General features: G+C 37.2%; 12 protein-coding genes. 10 read left to right on the top strand and 2 right to left on the bottom strand.

Features of this window, described 5'->3' with window-relative positions:
* Positions 1–10: 10 nt before the first annotated feature.
* Together LNP04_RS00905 and LNP04_RS00910 are read left to right on the top strand one after the other, a co-directional pair.
* Positions 11–1,168 carry an aldose epimerase family protein gene (locus tag LNP04_RS00905; protein ID WP_229984713.1) on the top strand — a complete coding sequence of 386 codons (1,158 nt, stop codon included), beginning with the start codon at positions 11–13 and terminating at the stop codon, positions 1,166–1,168.
* Between the two features lie 3 nt (positions 1,169–1,171).
* Positions 1,172–2,899 carry a sodium:solute symporter family transporter gene (locus LNP04_RS00910; protein ID WP_229984714.1) on the top strand — a complete coding sequence of 576 codons (1,728 nt, stop codon included), beginning with the start codon at positions 1,172–1,174 and terminating at the stop codon, positions 2,897–2,899.
* Positions 2,900–2,948: 49 nt separating this feature from the next.
* Here LNP04_RS00910 and LNP04_RS00915 read toward each other — a convergent pair whose 3' ends face one another.
* On the bottom strand, positions 2,949–3,626 hold the full coding sequence (locus LNP04_RS00915; RefSeq protein ID WP_229984715.1) for an NrtR DNA-binding winged helix domain-containing protein: 678 nt from the start codon (positions 3,624–3,626) through the stop codon (positions 2,949–2,951).
* A gap of 514 nt (positions 3,627–4,140) precedes the next feature.
* On the opposite strand from LNP04_RS00915, the gene LNP04_RS00920 reads away from it, so the two are divergent.
* The 6 genes from LNP04_RS00920 to LNP04_RS00945 all read left to right on the top strand — a co-directional run bounded on the left by LNP04_RS00920 (position 4,141) and on the right by LNP04_RS00945 (position 14,823).
* Positions 4,141–6,510 carry a glycoside hydrolase family 127 protein gene (locus LNP04_RS00920; RefSeq protein WP_229984716.1) on the top strand — a complete coding sequence of 790 codons (2,370 nt, stop codon included), beginning with the start codon at positions 4,141–4,143 and terminating at the stop codon, positions 6,508–6,510.
* Positions 6,511–6,844: 334 nt separating this feature from the next.
* Positions 6,845–8,755, top strand: coding sequence for a sialate O-acetylesterase (locus tag LNP04_RS00925; protein ID WP_229984717.1), 1,911 nt, complete (start codon positions 6,845–6,847; stop codon positions 8,753–8,755).
* Between the two features lie 33 nt (positions 8,756–8,788).
* Positions 8,789–10,243, top strand: coding sequence for an MFS transporter (locus LNP04_RS00930; RefSeq protein WP_229984718.1), 1,455 nt, complete (start codon positions 8,789–8,791; stop codon positions 10,241–10,243).
* Positions 10,244–10,508: 265 nt separating this feature from the next.
* A complete protein-coding gene (locus LNP04_RS00935) occupies positions 10,509–11,630 on the top strand; it encodes an endo-1,4-beta-xylanase (protein ID WP_229984719.1) in 1,122 nt (373 codons plus the stop codon).
* A gap of 42 nt (positions 11,631–11,672) precedes the next feature.
* The gene (locus tag LNP04_RS00940) at positions 11,673–12,641 is read left to right on the top strand and encodes a glycoside hydrolase family 43 protein (protein WP_229984720.1); all 969 of its coding nucleotides are present in this window, start codon (positions 11,673–11,675) and stop codon (positions 12,639–12,641) included.
* Between the two features lie 148 nt (positions 12,642–12,789).
* Positions 12,790–14,823: an alpha-glucuronidase gene (locus tag LNP04_RS00945; RefSeq protein ID WP_229984721.1), complete on the top strand. Its 2,034-nt coding sequence runs from the start codon at positions 12,790–12,792 to the stop codon at positions 14,821–14,823.
* Positions 14,824–14,877: 54 nt separating this feature from the next.
* Here the strand turns inward: LNP04_RS00945 and LNP04_RS00950 are convergent, their stop codons facing one another.
* The gene (locus tag LNP04_RS00950; RefSeq protein WP_229984722.1) at positions 14,878–15,471 is read right to left on the bottom strand and encodes a hypothetical protein; all 594 of its coding nucleotides are present in this window, start codon (positions 15,469–15,471) and stop codon (positions 14,878–14,880) included.
* Positions 15,472–15,648: 177 nt separating this feature from the next.
* Here LNP04_RS00950 and LNP04_RS00955 point away from each other — a divergent pair, with 177 nt between their 5' ends.
* Positions 15,649–16,521: an AraC family transcriptional regulator gene (locus LNP04_RS00955; RefSeq protein ID WP_229984723.1), complete on the top strand. Its 873-nt coding sequence runs from the start codon at positions 15,649–15,651 to the stop codon at positions 16,519–16,521.
* Positions 16,522–16,608: 87 nt separating this feature from the next.
* Complete coding sequence (fsa, locus tag LNP04_RS00960) at positions 16,609–17,262, top strand: fructose-6-phosphate aldolase (protein WP_229984724.1); 654 nt, start codon at positions 16,609–16,611, stop codon at positions 17,260–17,262.
* The last annotated feature ends 1 nt before the right edge of the window (position 17,263 follow it).

Consider the following 17,263-nt stretch of genomic DNA (forward strand, 5'->3'; position numbering starts at 1 on the left):
CATTCAGACTATGAAAAAAATAACTTATAACCTGATTATTATTGCGCTTTTATGTATTTTCGGGTGCAATAAAAAAGAAAATAATAATCAGCCTCAAAAAGAGAATATGGAAAACATACAGGTTTCAGATTACGGAGTAACAGCGAAAGGCGATTCCATCAAAAAATATACTTTAACGAATAAAAATGGGATGAAGGTGGAAGTCATCAATTTTGGTGGAATTATCACCTCACTCACGGCTCCCGACAAAAACGGAAAATATGAAGATGTCGTTTTAGGTTTCACAAAACCTGAAGATTATTTCAACGGAAATTCTTACTATTTTGGCGCTTTGATTGGCCGCTTTGGAAACAGAATTGCCAACGCCAAATTCACTTTGGAAGGCAAAACCTATGACATCCATAAAAACGACGGACCAAACAGTCTTCACGGTGGAAAAGAAGGTTTTCATACCAAATTCTGGAATATTGAAACTGTAAAAGATGCAAAATTTCCAACGTTGAAGCTAGCTTACACAAGTGAAGATGGTGAACAGGGTTATCCTGGAAAACTGACGACAAATGTTTTGTATACTTTGACAGATGACAATGCTTTGGAGATTTCTTACGAAGCTACTACGGATAAAGCAACAGTTGTGAATCTGACGCAACATTCGTATTTCAATCTTTCAGGGAATTTCTCAAAAACGATTACCGACCACGAACTGCAAATCAATGCAGATAAATTCTTACCTGTAAATGAAACGTTAATTCCAACAGGCGAACAGAAGTCTGTAAAAGGAAGTCCATTTGATTTTACCGTTTCAAAACCAATTGGAAAAGATATCAATGCTGATGACGACCAGCTGAAAAAAGGAAAAGGCTACGACCACAACTGGATTCTGAACGGAAGCGGACTGAGAAGCATTGCCAAAGTTTATCATCCTGAATCGGGAAGAGTGATGGAAGTTTTGACAGACGAACCAGGCGTTCAGTTCTATTCAGGTAATTTCCTTGACGGGAAATTCGATACTAAAACAGGTGGCAAAAATGAATTCAGAACAGGTTTCTGTTTGGAAACTCAACATTTCCCGGATTCTCCGAACCAAGCTTCTTTCCCTTCAACAGAACTGAAGCCGGGTCAAAAATATCAGTCAAAAACAATTTATAAATTCTCAGTTAAAAAATAAAATATGGGAAACTTAGCAACTATTGATATCGTCATATTTCTGGTTTATTTTGTGGTGGTAGCCGGTTACGGAATCTGGATTTATAACAGAAAAAAATCTGCAGCAACCGGCAGTAAAGATTATTTCCTGGCGGAAGGTTCACTAACCTGGTGGGCGATTGGAGCAAGTTTAATTGCTTCCAACATTTCAGCAGAACAGTTCATCGGGATGTCCGGAGAAGGATTTTTCGTAGGCGTTGCCGTTGCAGCGTATGAATGGATTGCTGCTCTGGCATTGATTATTATTGCAATCTGGTTCATTCCTATTTATCTTAAAAACAAGATTTATACGATGCCCCAGTTTCTTGAAATGCGTTACAATAAATCAGTTTCACTGATTATGGCAGTTTTCTGGCTGTTCCTTTATGTCATTGTGAATTTAACTTCTATCCTTTATCTCGGAGCTTTAGCGATCGATACTTTATTGGGCGGAGACAACCTTCACATCATTATGATCGGATTGCTTCTTATGGCTTTATTAATTGGTTTGGGCGGAATGAAAGTAATCGGTTACACCGACGTAATTCAGGTTGCAGTTTTGATCATTGGAGGTTTTGCTACGGTTTATATGGCTCTTCAAATCGTTGACCAGAGAATCAACGGAGCTGCCATAGGAAATGCTTTTGCAGGTTTTCAGACATTGATGAAAGAGGCACCACAACATTTTAATTTGATTCTTGATAAACCGACCACAACGACTACCACATTGGCAATGCCGGAAAATCTTAGTGTTCAGAAATATGTAGTTCTGCCTGGATTGGCGATGTATTTTGCAGGTCAATGGATTGTAAACTTAAACTATTGGGGATGCAACCAATACATCACACAACGTGCTTTGGGAGCAGATTTGAAAACCGCAAGAACCGGAATTTTATTCGCAGGATTTTTGAAATTATTTATGCCGATTATCGTAATGCTTCCGGGAATTGCAGCCTATGTTTTATATACGAAAGGACATTTGCCAGGTTTCAATGGGGTAAAAGACGGTGCTTACTCAGCTATTTTAGGATTTTTACCAACCGGATTGAAAGGTCTTGCAGTAGCGGCTTTGACGGCAGCAATTGTTGCATCTTTAGCAGGAAAAGTCAACAGTATTTCGACAATTTTTACTTTAGATATTTATAAAAAATATTTGAAAGCTGATGCGACAGAAATCGAAATGGTAAGAACAGGACGTTGGGCAATTATCGTGGCGATGTTTGTGGCTCTGGCGTTTACGTGGACAGATGTTTTGGGAATCGGAGGAGAAGGCGGATTTACATTCATCCAGAAATATACAGGATTTATCAGTCCGGGTGTTTTTGCGATGTTCCTTTTGGGAATGTTCTGGAAGAGAACCACAGGAACCGCAGCTTTGGTAGGCGTTCTTCTCGGTTTCTTATTGGCAATTTTCTTCAACAGTTTCGCAGTCGATATTTTCGGAAAAGAAACTTGGCTGTACACCGCTTTTACGTACGAAAAATTAGAAAATGGAGTCGTGCAGACCATTACAGAAATTCCATTTTTGATCAATATGGGATGGTCATTCTTTATCACGGTTGCCGTAATGGTGATGATAAGTCTCGCAGGACCGAAAGTAAATCCGAAAGCTTTTGCTATTGACGCAACAATGTTTAAAGTAGATAACAGAACTTTGGTGTTGATCGTGGTGACATTGCTTCTATTGACCGCACTTTATGTAAGATTCTGGTAATATGAAAATACTTAAAAAAATAGGATGTCGTTATCGGCATCCTATTTTTTTATATTTTAAACATAAAGCCTTCGGCGATTTTTTTGTGGTATTTTTCCTCATCAAAGGTATAGAGAAAAGAACCTTTTTTAGACGAGCTCATATCTTTCTCGTTCGTATTTACCAAGACATCAAGTGCATTGATTTTGCTAGTGAAATTCCGCTTGTCATATTTTTCATCAAAAATCGCTTCGTAAAGATTCTGCAGATCTTTCATTGTGAATTTTTCGGGAAGCAATTCAAATCCGATCGGTCTTGTGGTTGCTCTTCTTCTCAGTCTCAGAACAGCATCTTTTACCATTGCATCGTGATCAAAAATCAAATCCGGGTGATCTTTTAAATCAAACCATTTGGCGCTGTATGTCTCATTGATTTGAATAGAATCCTGAATGTTAATCAGTGCATAATGCGATATCGACATAATTCTGGCACTCGGATCGCGGTCGACTGCAGTGTAGGTATTTAATTGTTCAAGATAGATATTTTCCAGACCTGTCAGCGCATTTAGAATACGATCGGCCGCCTGGTCAGAGCTTTCCTGTTCATTGATAAATCCACCCATCAGTGACCAATCTCCTTTGTTGGGTTCGAAATTTCTTTTAATCAGGAGAATTTTAAGATTTTCTCCATCAAAACCGAAAATAATACAGTCTACTGCGACAAAATGTTTGGGATAATTCTCTTCCATCAAAAATGATTTTGTGCAAAGTTAATATTTTTGTCGCAAGATTGATGATTCCCGTTCATTAAATGTAATTACAACACTTTATATTCTCATTTAAAATTCAATTATCTAAAATATCCTGTCATACGAAGCTTTTTCGGGAAAGAAATCCTTGGATATTTTGCTAATTCTTCTGTAAATGGTATGAATCCAATGTCAATAGAGTGTTAAAATAATGTTAAAATTAATTAATTTGATTAAATTTTTGGATAAAGTCAAATATTCACCAATTACGATAAGGCAGTGAATCAAAAAACAAAACCCTTTTTCAAACGAATCGTAATTATTTTGGTCACAGCGTTTTGGATATAGTAGCTTGATAACCTACAATTTGGATTATCTTTTTTTTTATGATAAGGTACGGTTTTTAACTGCTTTTTTTGAAACTCTAAATCAGATTTAATTCCAAGCAATTCTAAAATTCTTTTATATCTGAATACTTTCCGCTATTTTAGAAATGTAGAAATAACATTTATTAATGAACAAAAAATCACTGATATTATTTTTAAGCTTTACTTCGCTTGCTTTTGGGCAGGTAAAGAAAAATGTTAGCTACTTTCCGCTCAACAAGGTTCATCTGTCCGAAAGTGTTTTCAGCAAGGCAATGCAGACCGATGAGAAATATATCCTGTCGATGGATGCAGACCGGCTTCTTGCACCTTATTTAAAAGAGGCAGGACTGAAACCCAAAAAAGAAAACTATCCCAATTGGGAAAATACAGGATTAGATGGTCATATCGGAGGTCATTACATTTCCGCTTTGGCTTTGATGTACGCTTCAACAGGCGACCCAAAAGTTAAACAGCGTCTGGATTATATGATTGATGAATTGGAGCGTTGCCAGAATCTTTCGGAAAAAGGCTATTTGTCGGGTGTTCCGAACGGTAAAAAAATCTGGAAAGAAATTGCCGATGGAAACATTCGTGCCGCAACTTTCGGTCTGAATGACCGCTGGGTTCCTTTATATAATATTCATAAAATTTATTCAGGTTTACGCGATGCCTATTGGTATGCAGATAGCGAAAAAGCAAAAAAAATGCTGATAAAACTTACGGATTGGATGGCTGATGAAGTTTCCGGACTTTCCGATGAACAAATTCAGGATATGCTTCGCAGCGAGCACGGCGGTCTGAATGAAGTTTTTGCCGACGTTTACGACATTACAAAAAATCCGAAATATCTAAAGCTTGCTCGTCGTTTTTCACACCTTGCCATTTTAAATCCATTATTGAATAGTGAAGATAAACTCACAGGAATCCACGCCAACACACAGATTCCGAAAGTGATTGGTTTCAAAAGAATTGCAGATTTAGAAAATAATACACAATGGAGCAATGCCGCAGATTTTTTCTGGACCAATGTTACCCAAAAAAGGTCAGCGATTATCGGAGGAAACAGCGTCAGCGAGCATTTTAATCCTATCAATGATTTCAGCGGAATGATAAAAAGTATCGAAGGTCCCGAAACCTGCAATACGTATAATATGCTGAAACTCTCCAAAGAATTGTATGCGACCAATCCAAAATCATCTTACGTAGATTATTACGAAAAAGCGCTATACAATCATATTCTTTCCACCCAAAATCCCGAAAAAGGCGGTTTTGTCTACTTCACGCCGATGCGTCCCGGTCATTACAGGATTTATTCTCAGCCGGAAACCAGCTTTTGGTGCTGCGTAGGTTCGGGAATGGAAAATCACGCCAAATATGGTGAAATGATTTATGCATATTCTGACGACGATTTGTACGTGAATTTGTTTATCCCTTCCATTTTAAAGTGGTCTGAAAAGAAAATAGTTCTGAGACAGGAAAATAATTTCCCTGAAAATCCATCTACAAAACTGATTTTTGATGTTGCTTCAAAATCAAATATAAATTTAAAATTAAGAGCACCGGAATGGGCAAACGCTTCTGAAATTACCATTTCACTAAATGGTAAAAATATCAATGTTCCGGTTGATGCCGAAGGTTATTTTACCATTAATAAAAAATGGAAAAAAGGAGATGTCATCGAAATGAAAATGCCGATGCACCTTTCTGCAGAACAGCTTCCTGACCATTCGGATTATTTTGCCTTTAAATATGGTCCGATTGTTTTAGCTGCGAAATATGGAAAAGAAAACCAGGACGGACTTTTCGCCGATGACAGCAGAGGCGGACATATTGCGCACGGACCACAAATTCCTTTAAATGAAATCCCTACAATTTTGGGAAGTTCAGATTCTGTTTTAAGTCATTTGGAAACGGTTAATGGTAAAGATTTAACATTCAAACTAAAAGGTTTGTATCCCGAAAATAAGTTCAGTAAAGGATTGGAGTTGGTTCCGTTTTATAAAATTCAGGAAGAACGTTACATTATTTATTTTCCGCAGGCGAATCAGGATAAAATTGAAATGATTCAGAAACAGAAAATCAAAGAAGAAGAGGAAATCAGAAAACTGGACAACATTACGACTGATAAAATTCAGCTAGGTGAGCAGCAACCGGAATCCGACCATTTCATCGACAGCAAAGATTCCAACACCGGATATATGGAAGACCGCCATTTCCGTGAGGCTAAAGGCTGGTTCAGCTATCAGATGAGAAACAAAGAAAAAAATGCAAAATATCTTCATCTTATTTATTTTGATGCCAATAACAATCGAACTTTGAATGTGGAAATCAATGGAATAAAAGCGATTTCTAAAAATTTCGACGGAAAAATGGGTGGCTCTCCACAATCATTATTAATCCCGATTCCAGAATCTGAAAATAGGAAAGAGATTCTTAATGTAAAATTTAATACAAATGAAAAATCGCTTACACCGAAAATTATCGAAGTAAGATTGCTGACGGAATCACCAAAATAAGCAGAAATGAAAAGTATAGAGTTTAATTTGGGCAGCTTTTCCGCCCTCCGTTCCCGCTTTTTTGTTCCGCTTTGCTACACAAAAAGAGCTCCACTCAGGTCGGGCTGCGAGAGATTCAATATAAAAATTGATTTACGTTTTTAAAATAGATATGAAATTGACATAATTAAAAACTCAGTGAACTTTTATAAGCGCAAGCGGCTTTGTGAGCCTTAAAAACGGTTAGTTTAAAAAATGCTTTGTGTGCTTAGTGTTCAAAATTATGTGTTATAACTAAAAACCGATAATCAGGAAAAATTTAAACAAAACAAGAATTTAAATATTTAAAATAAATATGAACAAGAAAAATTTCACCAAAGTTTTGGTTTTGCTTCTTTGCATATTCTGCATTTTCATTGAAGCTAAAATCAAACTTCCGGCACTGGTTTCAGACGGAATGGTTTTGCAGCGTAACCAAAAACTGAATGTTTGGGGAAAAGCCGATGCAGGAGAAAAAGTAGAAGTGAAATTCCTCAATAAAAATTACAAAACCACCGCCGACCAGACCGGAAACTGGAAAATCACACTTCCCGAGCAAAAAGCCGGAGGTCCTTACACGATGACCATCAATGAAATTACATTGAAAGATATTCTCATCGGTGATGTTTGGCTCGCTTCCGGACAATCGAATATGGAACTGCCGATGCGCAGACTGACTCCGCTTTACGCTGACGAAATTAAAAATGCAAACAATCAGAACATCAGGTTTTTTACGGTTCCTCAAAAATATAATTTTAAATCGCCTCAAACCGAGCTTGATGGCGGAAAATGGGAAGCAACAAATCCACAAACGATTCTTAATTTCTCGGGAGTTGCTTACTTTTTCGCAAAAGAATTAAGTCAGAAAAATAAAGTGGCCGTCGGAATTATCCACGCAAGTTTGGGTGGTTCTCCGATTCAGGCGTGGATGGATGAAAATTCTCTGAAAAAATACCCTGAATATCTGGACGAAGCCAAAAAATGGCAAAATGATGATTTGATAAAATCTACCGAATCCGGCGAACAGGCCTTGAGCAAAGCTTGGTACACAGAGCTCGACCAAAGCGATATCGGATTAAACCAACATTGGGAAAATTTCGACCTAAACGATTCTGACTGGAAAACAATGAATATTCCCGGTTCTTGGGAAGATAAGGAAGGTTCCTTTGAAGGTTCAGTTTGGTTCAGAAAAGAAATTAATTTAACCAAAAATCAGGCAGGAAAAGCCGCTTTTTTAAATTTAGGAAGAATAAAAGATGCTGATGTTACCTACATCAACGGAACAAAAGTAGGCAATGTAACCTATGAATATCCGCCGCGTTGGTACGATATTCCGGCAGGCGTTTTAAAGGAAGGCAAAAACGTGATTGCTGTTAGAATCTCCAACGGTAGCGGAAAAGGACAGTTCATCGCTGACAAACCTTATTACCTCGAAATTGAAGGAAATAAAATCGATTTAAAAACCGAATGGAAATATAAAATCGGTGCCAAAATGGAAAAAATGGCTCCGGGAACTACTTTCATCCGTTGGAAACCGACCGGATTGTACAATGCAATGATTAATCCGCTTATCAATTATAATATCAAAGGCGCCATTTGGTATCAGGGCGAAAGCAACACCGGAAAACCAAGAGAATACGGCGATTTGCTGACCACAATGATTCTGGATTGGCGAAATAAATGGAACCAGAAAGAGATGCCTTTTTTCACAGTACAATTAGCCAATTTTATGGAACCAAAAACACAACCTGTGGAAAGCAATTGGGCAGAATTAAGAGACCAGCAGCGTCAGGTTTCGCTGAAAGTTCCGAACACGGGACTTGCTGTAATTATCGATATAGGAGAGTGGAACGATATTCATCCTTTAAACAAGAAAACAGTCGGTGACAGACTGGCTTTGCAGGCACTAAAAGTTGCAGACAAAAAGAATATCATTGCAGACGGACCGGTTTATCAGTCAATGAAAGTAGAAGGAAATAAAATCATTCTTTCCTTTAAAAATGGAACCGATGATTTTGCACCCGTTTCAGAACTGAAAGGTTTTGCCGTCAAAGGAAAAGAAGGAAAATACGAATGGGCAAAAGCAAAAATTGAAGGCAACAAAATCATTGTCTGGAACGACACCATTTCAAATCCAATTTCAGTAAGATACGACTGGGCAGACAACCCTGATGGAAACCTTAAAAATAAGACCGGACTTCCTGCATCACCATTTACTACAGAATAATCAATTATCATTTATCAATTATAAATTATTAAAATGAACAACTCATCTCAAAAAATATCTGTCGTTGAGAAAATCGGCTACAGTTTAGGAGATTTAGCCGCCAATCTGGTTTTCCAGACGCTTGTAACCTATTTAGCTTATTTTTACACCGATATTTACGGTTTAAAGCCGGAAGATGCATCCATCATTACACTTACGGTCGGTTTATTGGCTGGTTTTGTTTTTAATCCGATGGTTGGAGCTTTGGCAGACAGAACCCGCACAAAATGGGGAAAATTCCGTCCTTGGATTTTATTAACGGCAATTCCGTTGGGTGCTGCGGCACTTTTTGCGTTCAGCACACCCGATTTTTCTTATAAAGGAAAAATGATTTATGCAGCAGTTACTTACTCAGTTTTATTATTGCTTTATGCAGCCAATAATTTACCTTACGCAGCTTTAAGTGGCGTTATCACAGGTGATATGGGCGAAAGGAACAGTATTTCTTCTTACCGTTTTGTAGCTGTGATGTTTGCGCAGTTCTTCGTTCAGGTATTTATGCTGCCGATTATTTTATCAGCAGGACACGGTGATAAAGCAGCAGGAATCGAGGTGGTGATGACTTGGTTGGCAATTATCGGAACAGTAATGTTGCTCATCACTTTTCTCACAACCAAAGAAAGAGTCATTCCCAAGCCGGAGCAGGAATCTACTTTAAGCGCTGATTTGAAGGATTTAAAGAAAAACAAGCCGTGGATTATTATGTTAACAGTTACTGCATTGATTTTCATAACATTGGCAATGAAAGGCGGTTCGTATGTGTATTATTTCAACAATTATGTAGATGAAACCTCGCTTCAGCAATTTATATCACCGATTACCAATTTCTTCAATTCCATTGGGATGAATTTCTTTGGTGAAGACCCTCGTTCAGCTGGTTTCGGCTTGTTCAATGCAGGTGGAATCATTATGATGATTGTTGGAATCACTTTCTCGAAAAAGTTTGCAGATAAATATGGGAAAAGAGATGCATTTATCGCTTCACTCTTTATTTCAACACTATTCGTTTTAGCATTTATCTTTTACCCTCCAAAATCAGTCGGATTAATGTTCTTATCCCAGATTTTACACGGTTTCTTCTACGGAATCGGAACGCCATTGCTTTGGGCGATGATTGCCGACGTTGCCGATTATTCTGAATGGAAAAACAATAGACGTGCGACAGCAATTATTTTTTCAGCAATGATGGTCGGTTTGAAAGTCGGTTTGAGCATCGGAAGTTCGCTGGTTGCTTACATCATAGGTCAGTACGGTTATATTTCTTCAGAAGGAGCAGTGAGTGTTTTACAGCCGGAAACCGTTTCCACAGGTGCCAAAATGCTGGTCAGCGTATTCCCGTCAATCCCGTTCTTTTTAGCGTGTGGATTGCTGATGTTCTACGAAATCAATAAGAAGAAAGAAATCGAAATCGAGCACGACCTTAAAGAAAGAAGAAAGGCGAAAGATTAAGGATATAATAAAAATTTGGGCAGCTTTATCCGTCTTCCACTCCCAATCTTTTTTGCCAAAGCTTCTCCAGCCGCAAAAAAAGGATTTCCGTTCAAGCCGGGCTGCGAGTGATTCGGTGTATTAAAAAGCCTTGTCAAGGCTTAAAAAAGGAACTTTATGTGAACTTTTGTATTTCTTCGCTGAGTTTACGCCTTTGCGAACTTAAAAAAAGCATAGTAGTCAAAAAATCTTTGCGCGCTTTGCGTTTAAATTTAAAAAAATAGTTATGAAAAAAATAATAGCATTATTAGGAATTTTAACCTTAACCGTCTCCTGCAAGACAGCCAACACAGCAACTTCCAACGATTCCCTTAAAAACGCATTCAAAAATAAATTCTACATCGGAACAGCGATGAGTCTTCCGCAGATTTACGAGAAAGATGTAAAGTCTGTAGAAATTATTAAAAATCAGTTCAGCTCTATCGTTGCAGAAAACTGTATGAAATCGATGTTTCTTCAACCTGAAGAAGGCAAATTCTTTTTTGATGACGCCGATAAATTTGTTGCTTTCGGAGAGAAAAATAAAATGTTCATCATCGGTCATACTTTGATTTGGCATTCGCAGTTACCCAAATGGTTTTTCGTAGACAAAGATGGGAAAGATGTTTCTGCTGAAGTCTTAAAACAAAGAATGAAAAATCACATTACCACAGTTGTGACAAGATACAAAGGTCGTGTGAAAGGTTGGGATGTGGTAAATGAAGCGATTATGGAAGATGGAACTTACAGAAAATCTAAGTTTTACGAAATTTTAGGCGAAGAATTTATTCCGTTGGCTTTCCAATACGCTCAGGAAGCAGACCCGAATGCAGAACTGTATTACAATGATTATAACGAATGGCATCCCGGAAAAGTAAAAACCGTGAGCAAAATGGTTCAAACTCTAAAATCCAGAAAAATCCGCATCGATGGAGTAGGAATGCAGACCCACGTTGGTCTTGATACACCAACCCTTGACGAATACGAAAAAGCAATTCTTGACTACACAGCAAACGGCGTAAAAGTAAATGTTACTGAAATGGAAATCAGCGCACTTCCATCACCTTGGGGAACTTCTGCTAATGTTGCAGACAAAGTTGAATATGATGCGAAAATGAATCCTTACACAGCTGGACTACCCGAAAATGTAAAAACAGAATGGGAAAACCGCTATCTGGATTTTTTCAGATTATTTCTGAAACATCAGGACAAAATCAGAAGAGTAACCTTGTGGGGAACTACAGATGCTCAATCTTGGAAAAATGATTTTCCGGTAAAAGGCAGAACAGATTATCCGTTACTTTTCGACCGGAATAATCAGGCAAAACCTGTAGTAGAAAAAATCATTCAGTTAACAAAAGAAAAATAAGTCTAATATCTAGTTTCTAAAATCTAACTTCTAATTAAAACAATGAAAAAAGCAAAATATCTATTCCCGAAAGATTATATGGCAGACCCTTCCGTACACGTTTTTGAAGGCAAAATATATATTTATCCATCACACGACCGTGAAAGCGGCATCGAAGAAAATGACAACGGAGACCATTTTGATATGAACGATTATCACGTTTTCTCGTTGGATGATGTAGAAAACGGCGAAATCACAGACCACGGTGTTGTCCTTTCGGTAAAAGATATTCCTTGGTCGGGAAGACAATTGTGGGATTGTGATGTGGCATTCAAAAATGGAAAATATTATATGTATTTTCCGTTAAAAGATAAAAATGACATCTTCAGAATCGGTGTTGCGGTAAGCGACAAACCTTACGGACCTTTTATTCCGGAGAAACATCCGATGTTGGGAAGTTATAGCATCGACCCGTGTATTTTCGAAGAAGAAGGAAAACATTATATGTATTTTGGTGGAATCTGGGGCGGACAATTGCAGCGTTACAGAAACAACAAAGCCTTAGAATCTGCGATAATTCCAAATGATGATGAACCGGCAATTCCTTCAAAAGTTGTTTTATTAAGCGATGATATGCTTGAATTCGGAGAAGAACCAAAAGACGTTCTTATTCTGGACGAAAACGGAAATCCTTTGCTTCACGGCGACAAACACCGCTTTTTCGAAGCGTCCTGGATGCATAAATACAATAACAAATATTATTTCTCATATTCTACCGGCGACACACATTTGATTTGTTATGCCACAGGCGATAATCCTTATGGTCCATTTACTTTTCAGGGAGAAATTCTGACGCCTGTCGTTGGATGGACAACTCATCACAGCATCGTTGAATTCAAAGGAAAATGGTATCTATTCTTCCACGACTCTGTTCCGAGTGAAGGAAAAACCTGGCTCAGAAGTATGAAAGTGGTAGAACTGGAATATGACAGCAATGGTAAAATTAAGACCATAGAAGGCTTAGGTGAATAATTTGCAAAAAGTCCCGAAGGGACGATTTAACGAAGGATAGGATTTCATCCTATTATCAATAGAAACGGGCTTTAGCCCGTTTAAAGATGAAGAAATACAATTTGGCTTTAGCCAAAACTTATTTAAATAAAAATTAAAAGAAAATCTAATGAGCTATTTCCGACTGTATATCCTATTATTTCTAATAATTCCATTAACCATTTTCGCAGAAGACGGAAGTCAGCTTTGGCTTCGGTTTCCGGCAAGGAACGGAATTTCGGCAGATAAAATTATTTCCAAAAGAAACAATCCGACCTTAAATATCGCCAAAAAAGAATTAATGAATCATTGGCAAGGTCAGGAAATTGAACTTCGGACAGATAAATCTTTGAAAAATTTGAAGGGTGGTTATACCATAAAATCAGTTCAGAATAAACTGGTTATTTCTGCCGAAAAAGAAATTGGATTATTGTACGGAGTTTATCATATTTTACGTTTGCAGCAGACAAAATCTATATTAAAAAATCTGAATATTACCGAAAAACCATCGTACGATATCAGAATTCTCAACCATTGGGACAATCTGGATGGAACCATTGAACGCGGTTATGCAGGGCATTCGCTTTGGAAATGGGAAGATTTACCGAACACCATTTCGCCGAGATACGAAGAATATGCAAGAGCAAATGCATCTATCGGGATAAATGCAACTGTTCTCAATAATGTGAATGCTTCACCAAATATGCTCCGTAAAGACTATCTTGAAAAGGTAAAAGTTCTGGCAGATATCTTCAGATCTTATGGAATCAAAGTTTATTTATCAGTCAATTTTTCGTCGCCTAAAGTTTTGGACGGATTGGAAAATTCTGACCCGTTGAATAAAGATGTTCAAAAATGGTGGAAAGATAAAGCATCAGAAATTTATAAACTGATACCTGACTTCGGAGGATTTTTGGTAAAAGCCAATTCGGAAGGACAACCGGGACCGCAGGATTACGGAAGAACCCACGCAGACGGCGCCAATATGATGGCTGACATTTTGAAACCTTATGGCGGAATCGTAATGTGGAGAGCCTTTGTGTACAGTCCGAGCAAAGAAGACCGAGCAAAACAGGCTTATCTGGAATTTGTTCCGCTAGACGGGAAATTCAGAGATAATGTGATTGTTCAGATTAAAAACGGACCTGTTGATTTTCAGCCTCGTGAAGCGTTTAATCCGCTTTTCGGAGCTTTGAAAAAAACTTCCGAAATGGTTGAATTTCAAATTACTCAGGAATATTTAGGGCAAGCCAATCATCTGGTTTACCTTGCTCCTTTATTCAAGGAAACTTTGGACAGCGATACGTATTCCGACGGAAAAGGTTCTACGATTGCGAAAATTACAGACGGAACTTTAAGACCTGCAAAATTAACCGCAATTTCTGCTGTTTCAAACATTGGGGAAGACAAAAACTGGACGGGACATCATTTTGCACAGGCCAATTGGTATGCTTTCGGACGTTTAGCTTGGAACCACGATTTGACTTCGGAACAGATTGCCGACGAATGGATTAAAATGACCTTCACTGACAACGAAAAATTCCTCAATCCTGTAAAACAAATGATGCTCACTTCAAGGGAAACGGCGGTAGATTATATGATGCCACTTGGTTTGCACCATATTTTTGCAGGAATGCATCATTACGGACCGGAACCGTGGGGTGACTATAAAGGTACGAGAGCAGACTGGTCACCGGTATACTATCATCAGGCAAATACGCAGGGTTTAGGTTTTGACAGAACCAAAACGGGAAGCAATGCTGTTTCACAATATTTTGCTCCACTCAACGACATCTACGGAAATATCAAAACGACTCCCGAAAACCTTATTCTCTGGTTTCATCACGTTCCGTGGGATTATCACATGAAAGACGGTAAAACTTTGTGGGAAGAACTATCATACAAATATGATACAGGTGTAAAAAACGTCAGAGATTATCAGAAAATCTGGGACAAAATGCAGCCTTATGTTGATGAAGAAAGATTTACCGAAGTTCAATCAAAATTAAAGATTCAGGCAAAAGATGCCGTTTGGTGGAAGGATGCTTGTCTGTTGTATTTCCAGACGTTTTCAAAAATGCCAATTCCTTATGATATCGAAAGACCGGTTCACGAATTGGAAGATCTGAAGAAGATTAAACTCAATATGGGACATCATAACTAAAAAAAACAGCTCTTCCGAAAAGGTAGAGCTGTTTTTAATAAATATGAATTTTATTTATCTAAGAGCAATAATTTTACTGAATATATTACCGTTTTTTTCTACAGCAATGATGTAGCTTTGAGAGGTATTGGGATCAAGTTTGAAAGTTAAACTAAGCTTGCCGTCTTTTGCTAATTTAGTTTCATTGTAATATACATTATCAAAAAGATCCTGAACGGAAATGTTTACAGAGCCTTCCATATCTTCCATATTCAGTTTTACGATATTGTTATTGATCGTAAATTCCGGTTTGGAGATTTCACTTACAGGAGTTTTTTCAACCATCAGATTTTTATTTTGGATACTGATTTTGTATTTTTCAATTTTATAATCAGATTCTGCAACCAGATAGTAGGTTCCGTCGGCTAAAGTTTCAAGATTGTATGATTTCGAAATGAAATTTTGATCTCCTATTTTCTCAGAATATATTTCTCCCTCGTTATCATTGTATACAAAAAGAGAAATATTTTGCGCATTGTTTATTTCAAAATTAAGGGTTGTAGAATTTACATTTCCGAATGATACAGAAAAGTCTTTGTCTTTACTCATTACATCTGCTGAAGTTAAAAGAAACACAACAAATAGACTGATTTTTAATAAATTATTCATAGTAAAAGTGTTTTAAGGTTACTGATATTGATACTGCAAATGTATAGCGTTTCCCTGATGAATTTTAGTATGCAATTTTCATATTTATGTTCTATATTAACTTTAATTGTATGTTAATTAAATATGAATAGTTAATTTTGTAAATGTTATTTTGTAGCTTTGATTGATAATTAATTTATGAAACATCACAGTCCTGCATTTGAAGCCATCAATCCTAATATAGGAAGCAGTTTTACGAGTCTTAAGTTTCAGAGAAATGAAAATATTAAATCCCACGTTTGGCATTATCACCCTGAGATTGAATTGATTTTGGTAAAAGGCGGTTCTGGCAAAAGGCAGATAGGAAGTAATATTTCTTACTTTACGGAAGGTGATTTGGTGCTGATTGGTAGTAACTTACCACATTGTGGTTTAACCAATGAAAATACCAATAACGATTACGAAATGGTGATTCAGTTTAAACCTGATTTTTTAGGTGAAAAGATTTGGGAAAACCCAGAAATGAAAAAAATTCACGCAATGCTAGAAAAATCAAAAAGCGGAATGGTCTTTGGCGACGATGTGAAAAAAGTAATGAGAAAAAAGATTTCACAGATGCATCAGTTAGAATCCTTAGAAAAGCTGTTGAAGTTTTTTGAAATTCTGCACGAGCTTTCAGTCACAGATGATTATAGAATTCTCAACGCCGGAAAATATTACCTGCGAACTCAGGTTGAGGATAACGAGAGGATTAATCATATTTTCAATTATGTAAAAGATCATTTTAAAGAGCAGATTACGTTGGACGAAATTGCCGGTTTAGCAAATATGAAAGTGCCTTCTTTCTGCCGTTATTTCAAAAAAATCACAAACAAAACTTTCACTCAATTTGTCAATGAATATCGTATTACACATTCTCTGAAACTGCTTGCCGAAAAACCTTTAAGTATTACAGATGTTTGTTTTGAAAGCGGTTTTAATAATTTCAGCTATTTCAACAAAACTTTTAAGGAATATATAAAGAAAAGTCCTTCTCAGTATCGTAAAGAGTTTAATTATGTAATGGAATGATATTTTTTCTTCAAAATAAATTAAACTAAAATTGTTTATTTCATTAGTTAAGTGTATTTTTAACACTTAAAAGAATAACAACATTTTATGAAATTTTTTATCGACACTGCAAACTTAGAGCAGATAAAAGAAGCTAACGACCTCGGAATTCTGGATGGCGTTACAACCAATCCATCCTTGATGGCAAAAGAAGGAATCAGCGGAACAGAAGCTATTTTGCAACATTACAAAGACATTTGCGAAATTGTAGACGGAGATATTTCTGCGGAAGTTCTTTCTACAACTTACGAAGAAATGATTGCAGAAGGCGAAATTCTTGCCGCTATTCATCCAAACATCGTTGTGAAAATCCCGATGATAAAAGATGGTGTAAAAGCTTTAAAATATTTTTCCAACAAAGGAATCAAAACCAACTGTACATTGATTTTTTCTGCAGGTCAGGCGCTTTTGGCAGCTAAAGCTGGTGCAAGCTACGTTTCTCCGTTTTTGGGAAGACTGGATGATATTTCAACAGACAGTTTGAATCTTATCGAAGAAATCCGTCTGATTTTCGATAATTATGGCTACGAAACAGAGATTTTAGCGGCTTCCGTAAGACACAGTATGCATATCATCAATTGCGCAAAAATTGGTGCCGATGTCGTGACTTGTCCGATTCAGCCGATTCTTTCTTTATTAAAACATCCTTTGACAGATTCAGGACTGGAGCAGTTCGTCAAAGATTCACAAAAAATGCAATAAT

The organism is Chryseobacterium sp. C-71 (genome assembly GCF_020911865.1).
Taxonomy (GTDB): domain Bacteria; phylum Bacteroidota; class Bacteroidia; order Flavobacteriales; family Weeksellaceae; genus Chryseobacterium.

Excerpts from the sequence above, each read along its gene's own strand:
- LNP04_RS00950 (WP_229984722.1), bottom strand. The coding sequence starts at position 15,471 with ATGAATAATTTATTAAAAATCAGTCTATTTGTTGTGTTTCTTTTAACT.
- LNP04_RS00925 (WP_229984717.1), top strand. The coding sequence starts at position 6,845 with ATGAACAAGAAAAATTTCACCAAAGTTTTGGTTTTGCTTCTTTGCATA.
- LNP04_RS00935 (WP_229984719.1), top strand. The coding sequence starts at position 10,509 with ATGAAAAAAATAATAGCATTATTAGGAATTTTAACCTTAACCGTCTCC.
- LNP04_RS00910 (WP_229984714.1), top strand. The coding sequence starts at position 1,172 with ATGGGAAACTTAGCAACTATTGATATCGTCATATTTCTGGTTTATTTT.
- LNP04_RS00945 (WP_229984721.1), top strand. The coding sequence starts at position 12,790 with ATGAGCTATTTCCGACTGTATATCCTATTATTTCTAATAATTCCATTA.
- LNP04_RS00940 (WP_229984720.1), top strand. The coding sequence starts at position 11,673 with ATGAAAAAAGCAAAATATCTATTCCCGAAAGATTATATGGCAGACCCT.
- LNP04_RS00905 (WP_229984713.1), top strand. The coding sequence starts at position 11 with ATGAAAAAAATAACTTATAACCTGATTATTATTGCGCTTTTATGTATT.
- LNP04_RS00920 (WP_229984716.1), top strand. The coding sequence starts at position 4,141 with ATGAACAAAAAATCACTGATATTATTTTTAAGCTTTACTTCGCTTGCT.
- LNP04_RS00930 (WP_229984718.1), top strand. The coding sequence starts at position 8,789 with ATGAACAACTCATCTCAAAAAATATCTGTCGTTGAGAAAATCGGCTAC.
- LNP04_RS00955 (WP_229984723.1), top strand. The coding sequence starts at position 15,649 with ATGAAACATCACAGTCCTGCATTTGAAGCCATCAATCCTAATATAGGA.
- fsa (WP_229984724.1), top strand. The coding sequence starts at position 16,609 with ATGAAATTTTTTATCGACACTGCAAACTTAGAGCAGATAAAAGAAGCT.
- LNP04_RS00915 (WP_229984715.1), bottom strand. The coding sequence starts at position 3,626 with ATGGAAGAGAATTATCCCAAACATTTTGTCGCAGTAGACTGTATTATT.